The sequence below is a fragment of the Aeromonas sp. AE23HZ002T15 genome (assembly GCF_054165525.2).
In genome coordinates this window covers 1,445,086-1,464,125 of record NZ_CM201342.1, presented here as the reverse complement: position 1 = coordinate 1,464,125, position 19,040 = coordinate 1,445,086, and the positions used below count along the sequence as shown (strand labels likewise).

Sequence of the window (19,040 nt, the reverse complement as noted above, 5' to 3'; positions counted from 1 at the left end):
AAAAAGCCAAAAGCATGGAGAAAGACATGAAGAAAGGATTATCCAAGATCGCCATGGCGCTGTTCGCCGCTGGCCTCGCGTTCAACGTCTCTGCCGCCGACATCAAGGTAGCCGTCGCCTCCGACGCCACCTCGCTGGATCCGCAGGAGCAGCTCTCCGGTCAGACCCTGGAGATGTCTCACCTGGTGTTCGATCCCCTGATGCGTTACACCCAGGATCTGCAATTCGAGCCGCGTCTGGCCGAGAAGTATGAGCGTATCGACGACAAGACAGTGCGTTTCCACCTGCGCAAGGGCGTCAAGTTCCACTCCGGCAACGACTTCACCGCCGACGACGTGGTCTGGACCGTCAACCGTCTGAAGAGCTCCCCGGACTTCAAGGCGATCTTCGACCCCATCGCCGAAGCGAAGAAGGTGGATGACTTCACCGTCGACTTCATCACCGCCAAGCCGTTCCCGCTGGTGCTGCAGACCGTCACCTATGTCTTCCCGATGGACTCCAAGTTCTATACCGGCAAGAGCGATGCGGGCAAAGACAAGGGCGAGATCGTCAAGAATGGCGATTCCTACGCCTCCACCCACGTCTCCGGTACCGGTCCGTTCAGCGTCAAGTTCCGCGAGCAGGGCGTGAAGCTGGAATACGTGCGCAACGCCAACTACTGGGACAAGGCCTCCAAGGGCAACGTCCAGAACCTGACCGTGGTGCCGATCAAGGAAGACGCGACCCGCGTGGCCGCCCTGCTGGGTGGTGACGTGGACATGATCTACCCGGTTGCCCCGAACGATCTGGAGCGCGTGAAGAATGGCAAGGATTCCCAGCTGGTGACCCTGTCCGGTACCCGCGCCATCATCATCGAGCTGAACCAGAACACCAACCCGGCGCTGAAAGACAAGCGCGTGCGTCAGGCGATCAACTACGCCATCAACCAGGTGGGTATCGTCGACAAGATCAACAAAGGCTTCGGCACCCCGGCCGGCCAGCTGAGCCCGAAAGGCTATGCCGGCTACAACGAGGCGCTCAAGCCCCAGTATGATCTGGCCAAGGCCAAGGAGCTGATGAAGGAAGCCGGTTACGAGAAGGGCTTCAAGATGACCTTCATCTCCCCGGCTGCCCGCTACGTCAACGACGTCAAGATCGCCCAGGCCGTCTCCGCCATGCTGTCCAAGATCAACATTAAGGTGGATCTGAAGACCATGCCGGTGGCCCAGTACTGGCCGGAGTTTGACAAGTGCGCCTCCGACATGCAGCTGATCGGCTGGCACGCGGATACCGAAGATACCGCGAACTTCTTCGAGTTCCTGACCTTCACCAAGGATGCCAAGACCGGCATGGGCCAGTATAACTGCGGCGGTTATGCCAACGCGGAAGCTGACAAGATGGTGATGGAAGCGAACACCGAGACCGATCCGGCCAAGCGTGCCGCCATCCTGCAGAAGGTGGAAGCCATGCTGATCGACGACGCCGCCTATGTGCCGCTGCACTGGGAAGATCTGGCCTACGGCGCCAAGAAGAACGTCGACATCAAGCCCATCGTCAACGTGATGAACTTCCCTTACCTGGGTGACCTGGTGGTCAACAAGTAAGAGAGTCTCAAGGAAGGACCTGGCGGGGGCAGCCTGTGGCGCCCCCGCCATTAACAGAAGCCTGTGCCAAGACACAGGCCACGTAGAAGGACAAGCATGTTTACATTCCTGCTGAAACGGTTCTATCAGGCCGTGATAGTGATGTTCGTCATCAGCCTGGTCGCCTTCTCCATCCAGGACAACCTGGGGGATCCGCTGCGCGAGCTGGTGGGACAATCCGTCTCCGAGTCCGTGCGCCAGGAGCTGCGCGACAAGATGGGCCTCAACGATCCCTTTTTGGTGAAATACAGCCGCTTCCTGAAGAATGCGGTGCACGGGGATCTGGGGACTTCCTACTTCTTCAAGCGACCGGCTCTCGAGGTGATCCTCGACAAGCTGGTGGCTACCCTTGAACTGGTGTTTGCCGCCGCCATCATCATCGTCGTCGTCTCCATTCCGCTGGGGGTATATTCGGCGATCAGACCGCGCAGCGTCCTGACCAAGTTCATCATGGCGGTCAGCAGCATCGGTATCTCGATCCCGGTCTTCCTGACGGCCATCATGCTGATGTATCTGTTCTCCATCCAGCTCGGCTGGCTGCCGGCCTATGGCCGCGGCGAGACTTACAACCTGCTGGGCTGGGAGTCGGGCTTCTTCACCTGGGATGGCATCAAGCACCTGATCCTGCCCGCGGTGTCCCTCTCCTCCATCATGCTGCCGTTGTTCATCCGGCTGGTGCGCTCCGAGATGCTGGAGCAGCTCTCCTCCGAGTACGTCAAGTTTGCCCGCGCCAAGGGGCTGGACAACAACAAGGTCTACTACCAGCACGCCCTGAAGAACACCATGCTGCCGGTGATCACCGTCGGCGGCGTGCAGATCGGGACCATGGTGGCCTACACCATTTTGACCGAGAGCGTGTTCCAGTGGCCGGGGACCGGCTTCCTGTTCCTCGAGGCGATCCACCGGGTCGATACCCCGCTCATCACCGCCTACGTCATCTTCGTCGGCCTGATCTTCGTGGTGACCAATACCCTGGTCGACCTGCTCTACGGGTTCATCAACCCGACCGTTAACTTGACCGCCAAGGGGTAAGCATGAGTAACGCAGTGACTGCAAGCCCAAGCCGTTGGGCCCGTATCAAGAACTCTGACATCGTCTACTACTTCCTGCGGGACAAGGTAGCCATGTTCAGCTTCGCCGTGTTCGTGGTGTTCGTGCTGGCGGCGCTCCTGGCGCCCTGGCTGGCACCGCACAACGTCTACGATCTGACCAGCTTCGATCTGATGGATGCCGAGTTGCCACCCTCCTGGCTGGAAGGGGGGGAGGAGCGCTTCTGGCTCGGTACCGACAACCAGGGTCGGGATATCTGGAGCACCATCCTGTACGGTGCCCGCATCTCCCTGACCATAGGCCTGTTCGCGGTGGCGTTGCAGCTGCTGCTCGGCATCGTCATCGGTCTGCTGGCGGGTTACTTCGGTGGCCGCATCGACAACCTGCTGATGCGTTTCGCCGACGTGCAGCTGTCGTTCTCCACCATGATGGTGGCCATCATCATCTCCGCCATCTTCCAGGCGACCTTTGGCTCGGAGTTCTACTCCAAGTTTGCCATCCTGATGTTGGTGGTGATCATCGGCATCGCCGAATGGCCCCAGTATGCCCGGACCGTGCGTGCCTCCGTGCTGGCGGAGAAGAAGAAGGAGTATGTGGAAGCGGCTCAGGTGATGGGGTTCCGTGCCCCGCGCATCATGTTCCGCCACATCTTGCCGAACTGCCTGTCACCCATCCTGGTCATCTCCACCGTGCAGGTGGCGAACGCCATCATGAGTGAGGCGGCGCTCTCCTTCCTCGGCCTCGGCATGCCGGTGGATCAGCCGTCCCTCGGGTCCCTCATCAGCGTGGGCTTCAACTACATCTTCTCCGGCTCCTGGTGGATCACCGCCTTCCCGGGGATCTGCCTGGTGGTGCTGGTGTTGGTGATCAACCTGCTCGGCGACTGGCTGCGTGATGTGTTCAACCCCAAGATCTACAAGGGCTGATAAACCTATCGACGAACTTGCTGCGAGGCCGTGATCAAGGCTCATGTGCTGCTCGGAATCCTCATGTATTTACATACACTCCGGTTCCTGCGCTGCTCTTCACCTTGTTGACGGCCTTCTCGCGACAGTTCGTGAACAGGTTTGGCCTGGAACAATGAATAACAAAAAGGGCGCCATGATGGCGCCCTTTTTCTTTATCGGATGATGGTCAGGCTTGCTGCCAAGCCTGGATGCTGGCGAGGATCCCAGCGCTATCGAGCCCCAGCAGGGCATAGATCTCGTCCTGGGTACCCTGTTCGATAAAGCGGTCGGGCAGCCCGAGATTGAGCACCGGCTTGCACTGCTTGGCACGCATCAGCAGCTCGTTCACCGCAGAGCCGGCGCCGCCCATGATGGCGTTGTCTTCCAGGGTGACGAACAGGTCGTGAGTGGCGGCAAGGGACAACACCAGTGCCTCGTCCATGGGTTTGACGAAGCGCATGTCCACCAGGGTGGCATCCAGCGCCTCGGCGGCGGCCCTGGCCTGGTGCAGCAGGGTGCCAAACGCCAGGATGGCGAGGCCCTTACCCTCACGGACGACACGACCTTTGCCAATCTCCAGCTCCGTCATTTCGCTCTGGATCTCGGTACCGCAGCCGCTGCCGCGAGGATAGCGCACCGCCGCAGGCCGATTGCACTGATAGCCGGTGTAGAGCATCTGGCGACACTCGTTCTCGTCGGACGGCGTCATCACCACCATGTTCGGCACTGTGCGCAGGAAGCTGATGTCGAACGCCCCCTGATGGGTGGGGCCGTCGGCTCCCACCAGACCGGCCCGGTCGATGGCGAACAGCACAGGCAGCTCTTGCAGGGCCACATCGTGGATCAGCTGATCGTAGGCGCGTTGCAGGAAGCTGGAGTAGATGGCCACCACGGGTTTCTGATCCGCGATGGCGAGACCGGCGGCGAAGGTGACCGCATGCTGCTCGGCGATGGCCACGTCGAAATAGCGATCCGGATACTGCTGGCTGAACTTGACCAGGCCAGATCCCTCGCGCATGGCGGGGGTGATGCCGACCAGCTTCTCGTCTTTCGCCGCCATGTCGCACAGCCACTGGCCGAAGATGGCGGAGAAGGTCGGCTTGCCGCCGCCGCTCTTGGGCAGTATGCACTCATCCGGGTTGAACTTGGGCACGGCGTGGTAACCGATGGGATCCTTCTCGGCAGGCTCGTAACCCTTGCCCTTCTTGGTCTTGACGTGCAGCAGCTGGGGGCCCTTGAGGTTGCGCATGTTGCGCAGGGTTTCGACCAAAGCACCGATGTCATGGCCGTCGATGGGGCCTATGTAGTTGAAGCCGAACTCCTCGAACAGGGTGCCGGGCACCACCATGCCTTTCAGATGCTCCTCTGCCCGCTTGGCCAGCTCCTTGACCGGGGGAACCCCGGCCAGCACCTTCTTGCCACCCTCGCGGATGGTGGTGTAGAGCTTACCGGACATCAGCCTGGCCAGGTGGTTGTTCAGCGCCCCGACGTTTTCGGAGATGGACATCTCGTTGTCATTGAGGACCACCAGTATGTCCTTGTGGACGTCGCCGGCGTGGTTGAGGGCCTCGAACGCCATGCCGGCGGTGATGGCGCCATCACCGATGACGGCGACCACCTTGCGGCCCAGTCCCTCGTGCTCGGCGGCGACCGCCATGCCGAGGGCCGCCCCGATGGAGGTGCTGGAGTGACCGACGGAGAGCACGTCATATTCGCTCTCGCCGCGCCAGGGGAAGGGGTGCAGGCCGTCTTTCTGGCGGATGGTGTGAATGCGATCGCGCCGACCGGTCAGGATCTTGTGGGGATAGGCCTGATGGCCCACGTCCCACACCAGTCGATCGAAGGGAGTGTTGTAGACATAGTGCAGGGCCACTGTCAGTTCGACGGTGCCAAGGCCCGAGGCGAAGTGACCGCTGGAGCGGCTCACCGAGCGCAGCAGGTACTCACGTAGCTCGTTGCACAGCACGGGCAGACGCTCTTTGGGCAGGGATCGCAATTCGACCGGCGTGTCCGCAAGGGCCAGGTTGGGGTATTCGCTTATATCAACGCTCATCTTGTTACTGTTATCCAGCGTTTAGTGGGTTCGCTCGATGATGTAATCGGCAAACGCTTCCAGAATGTCGGTATTGTAGGGCAAGGATTGCAGGGCTGTTAAGGCCTTGTCATGCAGTTCGCGAGCCAGCTCACGGGCATTGTCGAGTCCGAGCAGGGCGGGATAGGTACTCTTTTCCAGCGCCATATCCGAGCCTTGCGGCTTGCCGAGTGTCTCGGTATCGCCTGTGATGTCGAGGATGTCGTCCTGCACCTGGAAGGCGAGGCCGATGGCGGCGGCATAGGTTTGCAGGGCCGCCAGGGTCTGTGGTGCGACATCCTCCTTGCAGAGGGCGCCCAGGGTGACGGCGCACTCGATGAGGGCCCCCGTCTTGTGGCGATGCACCTGTTCGAGTTCGGCGAGGCTGATCCGGCGGCTCTCGGCCTCCAGATCCAGCGCCTGGCCGCCGCACATGCCCAGATATCCCGAGGCGCGGGCTAGGGTGCTTAGCATCCGTACCCGGTTGGCTAGCAGCACCTCGGGGAGGGGGTGGTCCGCCAGGATGGAAAACGCCAGGGTCTGCAGGGCATCCCCGGCCAGGATGGCGGTGCCCTCATCGAAGGCTTTGTGTACAGTCGGCTGGCCGCGACGGAGATCGTCGTCGTCCATGGCGGGCAGGTCGTCGTGCAGCAGGGAGTAAGCGTGGATGCACTCCACCGCGGCGGCCGGGCCGTCGAGATACTCGCTCTTCACCCCCAGCATCTCGCCCACGGCGTAGACCAGGAAGGGGCGTACCCGTTTGCCACCGAGCAGCAGGCCGTATCTCATGGCATCCCGCAGGCGGGGCGCCATGGGGGGCAGGGCATCCAGCTGCGCCGTCAGACAGTCGTCGATGCGGCGACGGTGCAGGCGGGTGAAATCGTCCAGCGTCACTCACTCCTCTCCTTGTTCAGGGGAAAAGGGAACCGCCTGTTCGCTGCCGTCGGCCTGGGTCAGCAGGATCTGGATCTTCTGCTCGGCCTGCTCCAGCTTCTGCTGGCCGGCCCGCACCAGGTGGATACCCTGTTCGAACTGCTTGAGTGCCTCCTCGAGGGGGAGCGAACCCTGTTCGAGCTGATGCACTATGGTCTCCAGCTCTTCCAGGGTGGCATCAAAACTCAGACGGTCGATTTTTTTACTGGCCATGTCCATCCTCGGGGATTGAAAAAAACGGCTCATCTTAACATCGACCGGCCACAGGGGGGAGGCAGAAAAGCGCACCGTGCTCAAACTATCGCGGCTTTGGCCGATAAGGCGGGACTGGCAGCCAGGTATTGCCAGGCGCAGATTGCCTCGTGCCGGGCTTGCTGCCCGCGGCGCAATAGCAGAAAATTCAACGCAGTATAAATAGAAGGCAAGTTCGGTGACAGGAGTAGGGATGTGGATTTAGGCAGTCTGATAGGCATAGTGCTGGGCTTTGGTGTCGTTGTTTATGGCATGTTGTTGGGCGGTCCGGTGACCATGTATGTGGATATGCCGTCGGTCTATATCACCATATTGGGGTCCCTGTTCATCTGCATGATGAAGTTCAACCTCAGCCAGTTCTTCATGGCGTTCAAGGTGGCGGGCAAGGCCTTCATGTACAAGGGGGACAAGCTCGACGATCTCATCGCCAAGGCGGTCGAGCTGGCGGATGCCGCGCGCAAGGGCGGCTTCCTGGCCCTGGAGGCGGCGGAGATCCCCAATACCTTCATGAAGAAGGGCATCGACATGCTGGTGGATGGCCACGACGCCGATGTGGTACGGGCCGTGATGGAGAAGGATATCGATCTGACGGCGGAGCGCCATGTCATCGCTATCAAGGTGTTCCGCTCCCTCGGGGATCTCGGCCCGGCCATGGGCATGATAGGCACCCTGGTGGGGCTGGTGGCCATGCTGGCGAACATGAGCGATCCCAAATCCATCGGTCCGGCCATGGCGGTGGCCCTGCTGACCACCCTCTATGGCGCCATCGAGGCGAACATGATCGCCATCCCCATCGCCGACAAGCTGGAACTGCGCAGCGGCGAGGAGCGCCTGAGCCGCACCCTGATCCTGGACGCCATCATGGGGATCCAGGATGGCCAGAACCCTCGCGTCATCCAGGCCATGCTGCAGAACTATCTGCACCAGTCCAAGCGCAATAACGGGATGGAGTAGGAGCCGCCATGTCTAAGTGCAAGTGTCCGCCTCCTGGTCTACCCGGTTACATGGGCACCTTCGCCGATCTGATGTCGCTCTTGATGTGCTTCTTCGTACTCTTGCTCTCCTTCGCCGAGATGGATGTGCAGAAGTTCAAGCAGATAGCGGGCTCCATGGAGAAGGCGTTCGGGGTACAGAACATCCTGGAGGTGAAAGACATCCCCAAGGGCACCTCCGTCATCGCCCAGGAGTTCAGGCCGGGGCGGCCCGAGCCGACCCCCATCGACACCATCATGCAGCAGACCATAGACCTGACCCAGACCGAGCTGGATTTTCAGCCGGGGGATGCGGATCAGGCCGGTGGCAAGGACAAGACGGACGGCAACCTGACCGGTGGCGACAGTTCCCACCAGGCCCAGAAGGCGCAGGAGCAGTCCAATGATCTGGCCAAGTCCCTGGCCGAGCAGATGCAGGCCCAGATCCAGGACGGGGCCATCGAGATAGAGGCGTTGGGGCAGCAGATCATCATTCGCATTCGTGAGAAAGCCGCGTTTCCCGCGGGTTCTGCCTTCCTGCAGCCCCAGTTCTGGCCGGTGATCCGCAAGGTGGCGGCCCTGCTCAAGGATGTGCCGGGGGAGATCACCGTCTCCGGTCACACCGATGATGTGGCCACCGAAGACGAGCTGTTCCAGTCCAACTGGGAACTGTCTTCCCAGCGGGCGGTGGCGGTGGCCCACCAGATGATCAAGGTGCCGGGGTTTGATCCCAACCGACTGGTGGTGCAGGGCATGGCGGATTCCCAGCCACTGGTGCCCAACAATAGCCCGGAGAACCGGCGCATGAACCGGCGGGTGGAGATCGCCATCATGCAGGGCAAACCGACCGTCTCCGCCCCCATAGGGGTGTCCGAGCCCAGGCCGGTTTCCCCCTAAAGCGGGATCCCGCTCGCAGGGGCTGACATGGATTTTGTGACGGCTTCATATTAAGATGCCTCATCCGAACCGATAGCTGCGGCTCTCTTTGATTGCCGCAGCTTCTCTTTATAAAGCAACCCAGGTTTCGACTATGAATCATACTCCGATGACTGTTCGCGGCGCCGAGAAGCTGCGCCAAGAGCTCGACTATCTGAAGAGCGAGCTGCGTCCCCAGATTATCGAAGCGATCGCCGAGGCCCGTGAGCATGGTGATCTGAAAGAAAACGCCGAATACCATGCCGCTCGCGAGCAACAGGGCTTCTGTGAAGGCCGCATTCAGGAGATCGAAGGCAAGCTCTCCAATGCCCAGGTGATCGATATCACCAAGATCGCCAACAATGGTCGCATCATCTTCGGCGCCACCGTGACCCTGCTGAAAAGCGAGACGGAAGAGGAAGTGGTCTACCGCATAGTGGGTGACGACGAGGCGGATATCAAACAGAACATGATCTCCGTGAACTCCCCCATCGCCCGTGCCCTGATCGGCAAGGAAGTGGACGATGTCGCCATCGTCAAGACACCCGCGGGTGACGTGGAGTACGAGATCCTGGAAGTCGAATATCTCTGATCAAGGGATGTGACCGATGAAACAGGGGAGCCCGGCTCCCCTGTTTGCATTCAGTCCGCGTGATATTCCCGGGTGAAGGCATCCTGATGACGCAGGAAGATCCAGTCCCGCAGCCGTTCCCTATCTCCCTGACCCAGCTGGTATTGCAGTGCCCAATCCTGCCGCGGCTTGTGGGACCGGATGGGCCTTATCAGGGTAGCGGTGATGGGCAAGGGGGGAAGGGTCTCGATAAGCAGCATGCCTTCGAAGGTATCGCCCCTGGCAAGGGTCGGGGGCAGCCCCGTTGCGATGAGGCCGCCCACCGAGAGGCTGGGCACTTCATAGTCTCCATCCGCCGTCTGCAGGCTGGCCTTGACATCGAGGCGCCAGGGGCGCAGATGGGCATGACCCAGCTCGGAGATGGCCGGGGCGGCGATGCGCAGCTCGCTATGGCCTTCCTCCGGTTCGCCGTGATGGAGGGGGAAGCGTAGCTGGTGGCCGGCGATCTGGGCTTCGAGCACCAGGGAGTCGGCGCGTTGCAGCAGGCTCTGCAGGGGAGGGTTCAGATAACCCCGCAGGAACTGGCCGGTGGCCAACTCCTCGGAGTCTCCCAGTTCCCGCAGCATGGCCAGCTCCTCATCGGTGAGGATAGGTTGCTTGTCCATAGAGGTATCCGCAAGTATTCATCGCAGGTTAAGGGCCTGATGACTATTTTGGCAAGCGACTTGGGAAGAAGGGAAATGAATGAAGGAAAGAGCGAATGCTCTTTCCTGTTACTTGCGTGGTAATTGGATCTTGGGTTCTGTGGCCTGACGGTAGATGGTCAGCACGTGGCCCATGCTCTGTACCTTGATGGCACCGGTCTCACGGACGATGGCGTCCATCACCAGCTGTTTCATCTCACGATCTTCAGACGCAACCTTAACCTTGATCAGCTCGTGGTGGTTCAGCGCCAGATCGATCTCGGCCAGCACCCCTTCGGTCAGACCGTGTTGTCCCAGCAGGACGACCGGCTTCAGGCTGTGGGCCAGGCCCTTGAGGTACTGTTTCTGTTTATTGTTGAGAATCATGGCAATTTCTTCATAAGTCAGGGTTGAAAGGGGCGTATTCTACCCCCACTTAGCCCTTAATACTAATAACCCTTGTGGTTTTTTAAAGTCGACAATCATGACCCAGAAAAAGCATTCCCCGAGTTCAACCCGCTGGTTAAAAGAGCATTTTGACGATCAATACGTCAAAAAAGCCCAGAAATTGGGACTGCGTTCCCGCGCCGTGTTCAAGATTGACGAGATCCAGGGCAAGGACAGGCTGCTCAAGTCGGGCATGACGGTGGTGGACCTGGGGGCGGCGCCCGGTGGCTGGTCCCAGTTTGCCATCGACCAGGTGGGCGACAACGGGCGAGTGATCGCTTGCGACATTCTGCCGATGGATTCCATCGCCGGTGTCGATTTCCTGCAAGGGGACTTTCGGGAGGAAACTGTACTCGGTGCCTTGCTGGATCGGGTAGGCCCGAACAAGGTGGATGTGGTGATGTCCGACATGGCCCCCAACATGAGTGGCACCCAGCAGGTCGATCAGGCGCGTTCCATGTATCTGGTCGAACTGGCGCTGGACATGTGCAACCAGGTGCTGCGCACCAACGGCAGTTTCGTGGTGAAGGTGTTCCAGGGGGAGGGATTCGACGCCTATCTCAATGAAATCCGTAAGCTTTTTACTGCCGTCAAGATTCGAAAACCCGACTCATCCCGTGCCCGTTCACGAGAAGTCTACATTGTGGCTACCGGTTTTAAACTGTAGTACCCTAACCCTCATCGTTAACTGTCAGTCTGCGAGGTCATTGATTTGAGTGACATGGCGAAAAATCTAATCCTGTGGCTGGTCATCGCCGTCGTGTTGATGTCGGTGTTCAATAGCTTCAGCCCCAGCGATACCAACAGTCGCCAGCTGGACTATTCCAGCTTCGTTAAAGAAGTGACCCAAGAGCAGATCCGTGAAGTGCGGATGGATGGCAAGGTCATTAATGGCGTCAAGCGCACCGGTGAACGTTTCACGACCATCATACCGGCGCCGGATCCCCAATTGCTCAACGACATGCTCAACCACAACGTCAAAGTGGTGGGTGAGAAGCCGGAAGAGCCGTCTCTGATCACGTCCATTCTCATCTCCTGGTTCCCGATGCTGTTGCTGATCGGTGTCTGGGTCTTCTTCATGCGTCAGATGCAGGGCGGCGGTGGCAAGGGTGCCATGTCGTTTGGTAAGAGCAAGGCTCGCCTGATGAGTGAAGATCAGATCAAGACCACCTTCGTCGACGTGGCGGGTTGTGACGAGGCGAAGGAAGAGGTGAAGGAGCTGGTCGACTATCTGCGCGATCCGACCAAGTTCCAGAAGCTGGGCGGCAAGATCCCCACCGGCGTGCTGCTGGTCGGCCCGCCCGGTACCGGTAAGACCCTGCTGGCCAAGGCCATCGCGGGCGAGGCCAAGGTACCCTTCTTCACCATCTCAGGTTCCGATTTCGTCGAGATGTTCGTGGGTGTCGGTGCCTCCCGGGTACGCGACATGTTCGAGCAGGCGAAGAAGTCCTCCCCCTGCATCATCTTCATCGATGAGATCGATGCGGTCGGTCGTCAGCGTGGCGCCGGTCTCGGCGGTGGTCACGACGAGCGTGAGCAGACCCTGAACCAGATGCTGGTCGAGATGGATGGTTTCGAAGGCAACGAAGGTGTCATCGTCATCGCCGCCACCAACCGTCCCGATGTGCTGGATCCCGCGCTGCTGCGTCCGGGCCGTTTCGACCGTCAGGTCGTGGTCGGTCTGCCGGATGTCCGTGGTCGCGAGCAGATCCTGAAGGTGCACATGCGCAAGGTGCCGTTGGCGGATGACGTCAATGCGGCCCTGATCGCCCGCGGCACCCCGGGTTTCTCCGGTGCAGACCTCGCCAACCTGGTCAACGAGGCCGCCCTGTTTTCTGCCCGTGAGAGCCGCCGCGTGGTCTCCATGAGCGAGTTCGAGAAGGCCAAGGACAAGATCATGATGGGGGCGGAACGTCGCTCCATGGTGATGAAGGAGTCCGAGAAGGAGATGACGGCCTACCATGAGGCGGGTCACGCCATCATAGGTCGCGTCGTGCCGGATCACGATCCCGTCTACAAGGTCTCCATCATTCCCCGTGGCCGTGCCCTGGGTGTGACCATGTACCTGCCGGAGCAGGATCGCTGGAGCCACTCCAAGCAGCACCTGGAATCCATGATCTCCAGCCTGTACGGCGGCCGTCTGGCGGAAGAACTGATCTACGGTGCCGAGAAGGTATCGACCGGTGCCTCCAACGACATCGAGCGCGCCACCGACATCGCCCGCAAGATGGTGACCCAGTGGGGCATGTCCGAGCGTCTCGGTCCCATGCTCTACGCGGAAGAGGACGGTGAAGTCTTCCTCGGTCGCAGCATGGCCAAGGCCAAGCACATGTCCGACGATACCGCCCGCATCATAGATGCTGAGGTCAAGCAGGTCATCGATCGCAACTACGACCGTGCCAAGCAGATCCTGCTGGACAACATGGACGTGCTGCACACCATGAAAGATGCGCTGATGAAGTACGAGACCATAGACGCCAAGCAGATCGACGATCTGATGGCCCGTCGCGAGGTACGTGCTCCCAGCAACTGGCACGACGAGCACGGCGACACCCCGCAAGGCGGTGCCAGCGTGAGCAGCGAGCCAGAGGCCAAGACTCAGGCCGATGACAACAGCGCCTCGCTGACCGACATCGACAAGGCGAATGACGTGCCTGCCAAATAAGTCGTGATCATCCAAACCCCGGGCTTGCCCGGGGTTTTTCTTTATGCGGATACGCGTGATTTTCTGAACAGGTGGAAGTGAAGATGCAATTAAGCAGTAAAGGGTGCAGCCTTTCCCTCGAACGTCCCCATGTCATGGGGATCCTCAATGTCACCCCGGACTCCTTCTCGGACGGTGGTCGTTTCAATCAGGTGGAGCTGGCGCTGAGCCGTGTTCGCCAGATGATGGCGGAGGGAGCGACCATCATCGACATCGGCGGTGAGTCGACCCGGCCCGGGGCGCCGGATGTGAGCGAGCAGGAGGAGCTGGACCGGGTGATCCCCGTGGTCGAGCGCATGGTGCAGGAGCTGGAGGTGATGATCTCCCTCGATACCTCCAAGGCCGTGGTGATGAGGGAGGGCTGCGCCGCGGGGGCCCACCTCATCAACGATGTGCGCGCCCTGCTGGAGCCGGGAGCGCTGGCCGCCGCGACAGAGGCTGGCGTCCCCGTCTGCCTCATGCACATGCAGGGGCAGCCGCGCACCATGCAGGCCGAGCCCCATTATGACGACTTGCTGGGGGAGGTGAGAGCCTTCTTCGACGAGCGGATCGCCGCCTGCCTGTCGGCGGGGATCAGGCGCGAGCATCTGCTGCTGGATCCCGGCTATGGCTTTGGCAAGACGGTGGCTCACAACTATCAGCTGCTGGCGGAGCAGCACAAGTTGCTCGATTACAACCTGCCACTCTTGGTGGGCATGTCGCGAAAGTCTATGATAGGCAATCTGCTGGGCTGCCCGGTCGATGAACGGCTGGCAGGCAGTCTGGCCTGTGCCCTCATCGGGTTGCAACAGGGTGCCAGGATCATCCGGGTACACGACGTGCGCGCCACCATGGACGCGCTGCGAGTCGGCTGGATGACCATGACGGGACAAGATTTCGTATCCAAATAAGAAAAAGAGAACAGACAATGACCAGAAAGTACTTCGGCACCGACGGTGTGCGCGGCAAGGTGGGTGAATACCCCATTACCCCGGATTTCGTGATGAAGCTGGGCTGGGCCGCCGGCAAGGTGCTCTCCAAGAAGGGCACCAAAAAGGTGCTGATCGGCAAGGATACCCGCATCTCCGGCTATATGCTGGAATCGGCGCTGGAAGCGGGGCTCTCCGCCGCCGGCCTCAAGGCCATACTGATGGGTCCCATGCCGACACCGGCGGTGGCCTACTTGACCCGTACCTTCCGTGCCGAGGCCGGCATCGTCATCAGCGCCTCCCACAACCCCTATTACGACAACGGCATCAAGTTCTTCTCCGCCGATGGCACCAAGCTGCCGGACGAGGTGGAGCTCGCCATCGAGGCCGAGCTGGATCACGAGCTCAAATGCGTGGAGTCGGCCGAGCTCGGCAAGGCCCAGCGCATCGATGACGCCGCCGGCCGTTACATCGAATTCTGCAAGAGCACCTTCCCCACCCATCTGAGCCTGGAAGGGCTGAGGATGGTGGTGGACTGTGGCCACGGCGCCACCTACCACATCGCCCCTTCCGTGTTTCGTGAACTCGGTGCGGAGGTGATAGCCATCGGTTGTAGCCCGGATGGCCTCAACATCAACGACGGCGTCGGCTCAACCGCTCCCGAGGCGCTGGCCGCGAAGGTGCTGGAGTGCAAGGCCGATCTCGGCGTCGCCTTCGACGGTGACGGCGACCGCCTGGTGATGGTGGACAACACCGGCTACATCATCGACGGGGACGAGATCCTCTACATCATCGCCCGCGACGCCCTGCGCAACGGCCGCCTCAAGGGGGGCGTGGTCGGTACCCTGATGGCCAACATGGGGCTGGAGCTGGCGCTGCAGACCCTCGGCATTCCGTTTGCCCGTGCCAAGGTGGGTGACCGCTATGTGCTGGAGATGATGAACGAGAAGGGCTGGCGCATCGGCGGCGAGAATTCCGGTCACATCATCTGCCTGGATCAGACTACCACCGGGGACGGCATCGTTGCCGCCCTGCAGGTGCTGACCGCCGTCTGCAGCGCCGAGATGCCGCTGGCCAAGCTGCGCTCCGGCATGAGCAAGTTCCCGCAGGTGCTGGTGAACGTCCGTTTTGCCGAGGGTAAGGACCCGCTGGCGGCCGAGGCCGTCATGCAAGAGGTTGCCGCCGTGGAACAGGAGCTGGCCGGTCGTGGCCGCGTCCTGCTGCGCAAATCCGGTACCGAACCCCTGATCCGGGTCATGGTGGAAGGGGAACACGAACAACAGGTTCTGGATATGGCGAATCGCATCGCCAAACGGGTCGAATCGGCGTTTTAATGAGCGTTTTGGGCGGCTTTTTAGCCGCCTTGTTCGTATCTTGTTCAAACGATTCGAAAATTTGAAAATAGCACTTGTCAGCTGAGCATCCTCTGGATATTATCAGCCCCGCTTTCGCAAGGGAGTTGCCGATGGGACATCGCAAGCCGTTTGTAGCAGCCAACTGGAAGTTACACGGTAGTAGGTCGCAGTTAGAGCAGTTTACTGGTCAGTGCCTTCAAGGTATCGACGAACGGGTAGACGTGGTCTTGTGTCCATCCCATGTGCATCTCGACTTCACGGCCGCTTTGCTCAATGAGCAAAGGGTGATGAAGTTGGGGGCTCAGAATGTGAGCCAGCACCAATCGGGCGCTTATACGGGGGAAGTCTCGTGTGAGATGCTGGTTGAGGCAGGATGTCGCTACGTACTGGTAGGGCATTCCGAGCGCAGGCGTCTCTTTGGTGAGACCAGTTTCATCGTCGCGGAGAAGTTCGCGGCAGCCAGAGCGGCAGGCTTGATCCCCATCCTCTGTTTGGGGGAGTCAGGTGCGGCGAGGCAGGCGAGAAGAACCTTCGAGGTGATCGCCGAAGAGCTGGATATCGTCATAGAGAAAAATGGCGCGATGGCTTTCGATAATGCTATCATCGCCTACGAGCCGATTTGGGCTGTAGGTACAGGTAAATGCGCCACACCCGAGCAGGCACAAGAGGTTCATTCCTTTATTCGCGGTCGCTTGGCGGAGGATACTCCGGTAATAGGTGAGAAAGTCAGAATCATCTATGGTGGGAGCGTGACACCGGCCAATGCGCGAGATTTGTTTGCCCAGCCTGATGTAGACGGTGGTCTGATCGGCGGTGCGAGTCTCGATGACAAGGCGTTTTTAGGAATCGTTGAAGCGGCAAAGGGTGCAAGTTAAATGTACGAGATTCTTTTGGTCGTTTATCTGTTGGTTTCGCTGGCCTTGATTGGTCTGGTGATGATTCAGCAAGGTAAAGGGGCTGATATGGGCGCCTCCTTCGGCGCAGGGGCATCGAATACCGTATTCGGCTCCGGTGGTTCAGGCAGTTTCCTGACCCGCACAACTGCAATTTTGGCGACTCTGTTCTTTTTGATTAGCCTGGTGCTCGGCTCGATGTCAAGCAACAAGGTAAAACAGGGTAGCGAATGGGAAAATCTGCAACAGACTCAACAAGTTGAGCAGAGCAAAGCGCCAGTGAAGAAAGATACTGACGTTCCCGAATAAAAAGTTTTTGCCGTGGTGGTGGAATTGGTAGACACGCTATCTTGAGGGGGTAGTGCTCTAGGGTGTGCGGGTTCGAGTCCCGCCCACGGCACCAATTAAGCAGTGAACCCGGGTAACCGGGGTGTTATAGCCAGTCAGTCTTGTGTGACGAGGATGAAGTGGCTATAATCTCGCACGATTTCGGACGCGGGGTGGAGCAGCATGGTAGCTCGTCGGGCTCATAACCCGAAGGTCGTCGGTTCAAATCCGGCCCCCGCAACCAAATTTCACGCATTTCCTACGCTCGGGAAGGCGGTCGCTGCGAGGCGACAATCAGGGTAAAGCGCCAAGCCCCGATTTGACATCGGGGCTTTTTGTTATGTGCGATTTACTCTGAATCGATCTCTATCTGGGCTATATGCCCTTTTTTTGTTTTTCGGAGGGTGACTTTGGCTACGTTGGAACAACGTTTGACCGATCTGCTCGAGGCTCCTGTCGTTGCCTTGGGTTTCGAACTGTGGGGTGTCGAGTTTATCCGCGCGGGTAAGCACTCGACCCTGCGCGTTTACATCGACGGCGAGCAAGGCGTGACGGTGGAAAACTGTGCCGAGGTGAGCCACCAGGTCGGTGCCATCATGGACGTTGAAGATCCCATCACCGAGGAGTATTACCTCGAGGTCTCTTCTCCCGGTCTGGATCGCCCCCTGTTCAAGGTCGCCCAGTTCGAAAAATACGTTGGCCAGGAGGCGGCGGTTTCGCTTCGGATGGCAACAAACAACCGCCGCAAGTTCAAAGGCGTAATCAAAGCCGTGCAGGGAGACATGATCACCCTGACGGTGGATGGTAAGGACGAGGTGTTGGCTTTCACCAATATCCAAAAAGCGAACATAGTGCCGAACTTTGGTTAACGAGGCTATCGGATATGAATAAAGAGATTTTGCTGGTCGTTGACGCTGTGTCCAACGAAAAAGCGGTTCCCCGTGAGAAGATTTTCCAGGCTCTGGAGACGGCGCTGGCGACTGCGACCAAGAAAAAATACGAAGGCGAGATTGAAGTTCGGGTCGAGATCGATCGCAAGACCGGCGACTACGACACCTATCGCCGCTGGGTGGTCATCGCCGATCAGGCCGCGATGGAGAACCCCTACGCCGAGATCACTCTGGAAGCCGCTCAGATCGAGCAGCCGGAAATCCAGATCGGTGACTATGTGGAAGATCAGATCGACTCTGTGACCTTCGACCGCATCACCACCCAGACCGCCAAGCAGGTCATCGTGCAGAAAGTGCGCGAGGCCGAGCGTTCCCAAGTCGTTGACCAGTTCAAGGACAAGGAAGGCACCATCATCAGCGGCGTGGTCAAGAAGAGCAACCGCGACAACGTGATCCTGGATCTGGGCAGCAATGCCGAGGCCGTGATATTCCGCGATGACATGCTGCCGCGCGAGACCTTCCGTCCGGGCGACCGCATCCGTGGTCTGCTCTACGCCGTACGCCCGGAGGCCCGTGGCTCCCAGCTGTTCGTCAGCCGCTCCAGCCCGGACTTCCTGAAAGAGCTGTTCCGCATCGAGGTGCCGGAGATCGGCGAAGAGATGATCGAAATCATGGGCGCCGCCCGTGATCCGGGTTCCCGCGCCAAGATCGCGGTGAAGACCAACGATCGTCGCATCGACCCGATCGGTGCCTGCATCGGCATGCGCGGTGCCCGTGTGCAAGCCGTCTCCGCCGAGCTGAGCGGTGAGCGTGCCGACATCGTGCTGTACGATGACAACCCCGCTCAATACGTGATCAACGCCATGGCGCCCGCCGATGTGGCCTCCATCATCGTCGATGAAGACAACCACACCATGGACATCGCCGTGGAGGCCGCCAACCTGGCTCAGGCCATCGGTCGCAACGGTCAGAACGTGCGTCTGGCCTCCCAGCTGACCGGTTGGGAGCTGAACGTCATGACCGTCGAGGACATGCGTGCCAAGCACCAGGCCGAGAACGATCGCATCCTGACCCTGTTCACCAGCGCCCTCGACATCGACGACGATTTCGCCAGCCTGCTGATGGAAGAAGGTTTCTCCACCCTGGAAGAGATCGCCTTCGTGCCCGTCAACGAGCTGCTGGCCATCGACGGTCTGGATGAAGACATGGTCGAAGAGCTGCGCAAGCGTGCCAAGGATGTACTGACCACCAAGGCCCTGGCCAAAGAAGAATCCTTCGAAGGCGTCGAGCCTTCCGAAGACCTGCTCAATCTGGCTGGCCTGGGTCGTGACCTGGCCTATGCCCTGGCTGCTCGCGGTGTGGGTACCCTGGAAGATTTGGCAGAGCAAGGTATCGATGACCTTGCCGACATTGAAGAGCTGACCGCCGAGAAGGCAGGTGAGTTGATTATGGCTGCTCGCAATATCTGTTGGTTCGGAGAAGAGCAGTCTAGTTAAGATCA

Annotated in this window: 19 protein-coding genes and 2 tRNA genes; 16 read left to right on the top strand and 5 right to left on the bottom strand. The window is 59.7% G+C overall.

The window, feature by feature from the left end; translation table 11 throughout:
- Window positions 1-26: 26 nt before the first annotated feature.
- The 3 genes from ACT5M9_RS06665 to ACT5M9_RS06655 all read left to right on the top strand — a co-directional run bounded on the left by ACT5M9_RS06665 (window position 27) and on the right by ACT5M9_RS06655 (window position 3,598).
- Complete coding sequence (locus tag ACT5M9_RS06665) at window positions 27-1,583, top strand: ABC transporter substrate-binding protein (RefSeq protein ID WP_457980840.1); 1,557 nt, start codon at window positions 27-29, stop codon at window positions 1,581-1,583.
- Window positions 1,584-1,679: 96 nt separating this feature from the next.
- Window positions 1,680-2,654 (top strand): ABC transporter permease, encoded by a 975-nt coding sequence (locus ACT5M9_RS06660; protein WP_438551926.1) that lies wholly within the window; start codon window positions 1,680-1,682, stop codon window positions 2,652-2,654.
- Between the two features lie 2 nt (window positions 2,655-2,656).
- Window positions 2,657-3,598 (top strand): ABC transporter permease, encoded by a 942-nt coding sequence (locus ACT5M9_RS06655; RefSeq protein ID WP_438551927.1) that lies wholly within the window; start codon window positions 2,657-2,659, stop codon window positions 3,596-3,598.
- Between the two features lie 208 nt (window positions 3,599-3,806).
- Here the strand turns inward: ACT5M9_RS06655 and dxs are convergent, their stop codons facing one another.
- From dxs to xseB, 3 genes are read right to left on the bottom strand one after another with little or no spacing between them, the layout of a single operon-like run.
- A complete protein-coding gene (dxs, locus tag ACT5M9_RS06650) occupies window positions 3,807-5,672 on the bottom strand; it encodes a 1-deoxy-D-xylulose-5-phosphate synthase (RefSeq protein WP_457980842.1) in 1,866 nt (621 codons plus the stop codon).
- Between the two features lie 21 nt (window positions 5,673-5,693).
- On the bottom strand, window positions 5,694-6,584 hold the full coding sequence (gene ispA, locus ACT5M9_RS06645; protein ID WP_457980844.1) for a (2E,6E)-farnesyl diphosphate synthase: 891 nt from the start codon (window positions 6,582-6,584) through the stop codon (window positions 5,694-5,696).
- Entirely contained in the window at window positions 6,585-6,836 is a 252-nt protein-coding gene (gene xseB / locus ACT5M9_RS06640) for an exodeoxyribonuclease VII small subunit (protein WP_438551930.1), read from the bottom strand.
- Window positions 6,837-7,070: 234 nt separating this feature from the next.
- Here xseB and pomA point away from each other — a divergent pair, with 234 nt between their 5' ends.
- The 3 genes from pomA to greA all read left to right on the top strand — a co-directional run bounded on the left by pomA (window position 7,071) and on the right by greA (window position 9,353).
- The gene (gene pomA, locus ACT5M9_RS06635; protein WP_438551931.1) at window positions 7,071-7,829 is read left to right on the top strand and encodes a flagellar motor protein PomA; all 759 of its coding nucleotides are present in this window, start codon (window positions 7,071-7,073) and stop codon (window positions 7,827-7,829) included.
- Between the two features lie 8 nt (window positions 7,830-7,837).
- Entirely contained in the window at window positions 7,838-8,743 is a 906-nt protein-coding gene (locus ACT5M9_RS06630; RefSeq protein ID WP_438551932.1) for a flagellar motor protein MotB, read from the top strand.
- A 133-nt stretch (window positions 8,744-8,876) separates the two neighbouring features.
- The gene (gene greA / locus ACT5M9_RS06625) at window positions 8,877-9,353 is read left to right on the top strand and encodes a transcription elongation factor GreA (RefSeq protein WP_457980846.1); all 477 of its coding nucleotides are present in this window, start codon (window positions 8,877-8,879) and stop codon (window positions 9,351-9,353) included.
- A gap of 50 nt (window positions 9,354-9,403) precedes the next feature.
- On the opposite strand, the gene ACT5M9_RS06620 is transcribed toward greA, so the two are convergent.
- Window positions 9,404-9,997 (bottom strand): PilZ domain-containing protein, encoded by a 594-nt coding sequence (locus ACT5M9_RS06620; RefSeq protein WP_457980848.1) that lies wholly within the window; start codon window positions 9,995-9,997, stop codon window positions 9,404-9,406.
- 108 nt (window positions 9,998-10,105) lie between these two features.
- A complete protein-coding gene (gene yhbY, locus ACT5M9_RS06615) occupies window positions 10,106-10,402 on the bottom strand; it encodes a ribosome assembly RNA-binding protein YhbY (RefSeq protein ID WP_438551935.1) in 297 nt (98 codons plus the stop codon).
- A gap of 97 nt (window positions 10,403-10,499) precedes the next feature.
- Between yhbY and rlmE the strand changes: the two genes are divergently transcribed.
- The 10 genes from rlmE (at window position 10,500) to nusA (ending at window position 19,035) form a co-directional block, all read left to right on the top strand.
- Entirely contained in the window at window positions 10,500-11,129 is a 630-nt protein-coding gene (gene rlmE, locus ACT5M9_RS06610; protein ID WP_438551936.1) for a 23S rRNA (uridine(2552)-2'-O)-methyltransferase RlmE, read from the top strand.
- A gap of 45 nt (window positions 11,130-11,174) precedes the next feature.
- Window positions 11,175-13,127, top strand: a complete 1,953-nt coding sequence (ftsH, locus tag ACT5M9_RS06605) for an ATP-dependent zinc metalloprotease FtsH (protein WP_438551937.1) — start codon at window positions 11,175-11,177, stop codon at window positions 13,125-13,127.
- Between the two features lie 83 nt (window positions 13,128-13,210).
- Window positions 13,211-14,056 (top strand): dihydropteroate synthase, encoded by an 846-nt coding sequence (folP, locus tag ACT5M9_RS06600; RefSeq protein ID WP_457980851.1) that lies wholly within the window; start codon window positions 13,211-13,213, stop codon window positions 14,054-14,056.
- Between the two features lie 17 nt (window positions 14,057-14,073).
- Window positions 14,074-15,408, top strand: coding sequence for a phosphoglucosamine mutase (glmM, locus tag ACT5M9_RS06595; protein ID WP_457980853.1), 1,335 nt, complete (start codon window positions 14,074-14,076; stop codon window positions 15,406-15,408).
- A gap of 131 nt (window positions 15,409-15,539) precedes the next feature.
- Entirely contained in the window at window positions 15,540-16,304 is a 765-nt protein-coding gene (gene tpiA, locus ACT5M9_RS06590; protein ID WP_457980855.1) for a triose-phosphate isomerase, read from the top strand.
- The gene (gene secG, locus ACT5M9_RS06585) at window positions 16,305-16,631 is read left to right on the top strand and encodes a preprotein translocase subunit SecG (RefSeq protein ID WP_010633113.1); all 327 of its coding nucleotides are present in this window, start codon (window positions 16,305-16,307) and stop codon (window positions 16,629-16,631) included.
- 9 nt (window positions 16,632-16,640) lie between these two features.
- Window positions 16,641-16,725 (top strand) — tRNA-Leu (locus tag ACT5M9_RS06580).
- A 91-nt stretch (window positions 16,726-16,816) separates the two neighbouring features.
- Window positions 16,817-16,893 (top strand) — tRNA-Met (locus ACT5M9_RS06575).
- 166 nt (window positions 16,894-17,059) lie between these two features.
- A complete protein-coding gene (gene rimP, locus ACT5M9_RS06570) occupies window positions 17,060-17,518 on the top strand; it encodes a ribosome maturation factor RimP (RefSeq protein ID WP_438551941.1) in 459 nt (152 codons plus the stop codon).
- A 14-nt stretch (window positions 17,519-17,532) separates the two neighbouring features.
- Window positions 17,533-19,035, top strand: coding sequence for a transcription termination factor NusA (gene nusA / locus ACT5M9_RS06565; RefSeq protein WP_438551942.1), 1,503 nt, complete (start codon window positions 17,533-17,535; stop codon window positions 19,033-19,035).
- Window positions 19,036-19,040: the final 5 nt, after the last annotated feature.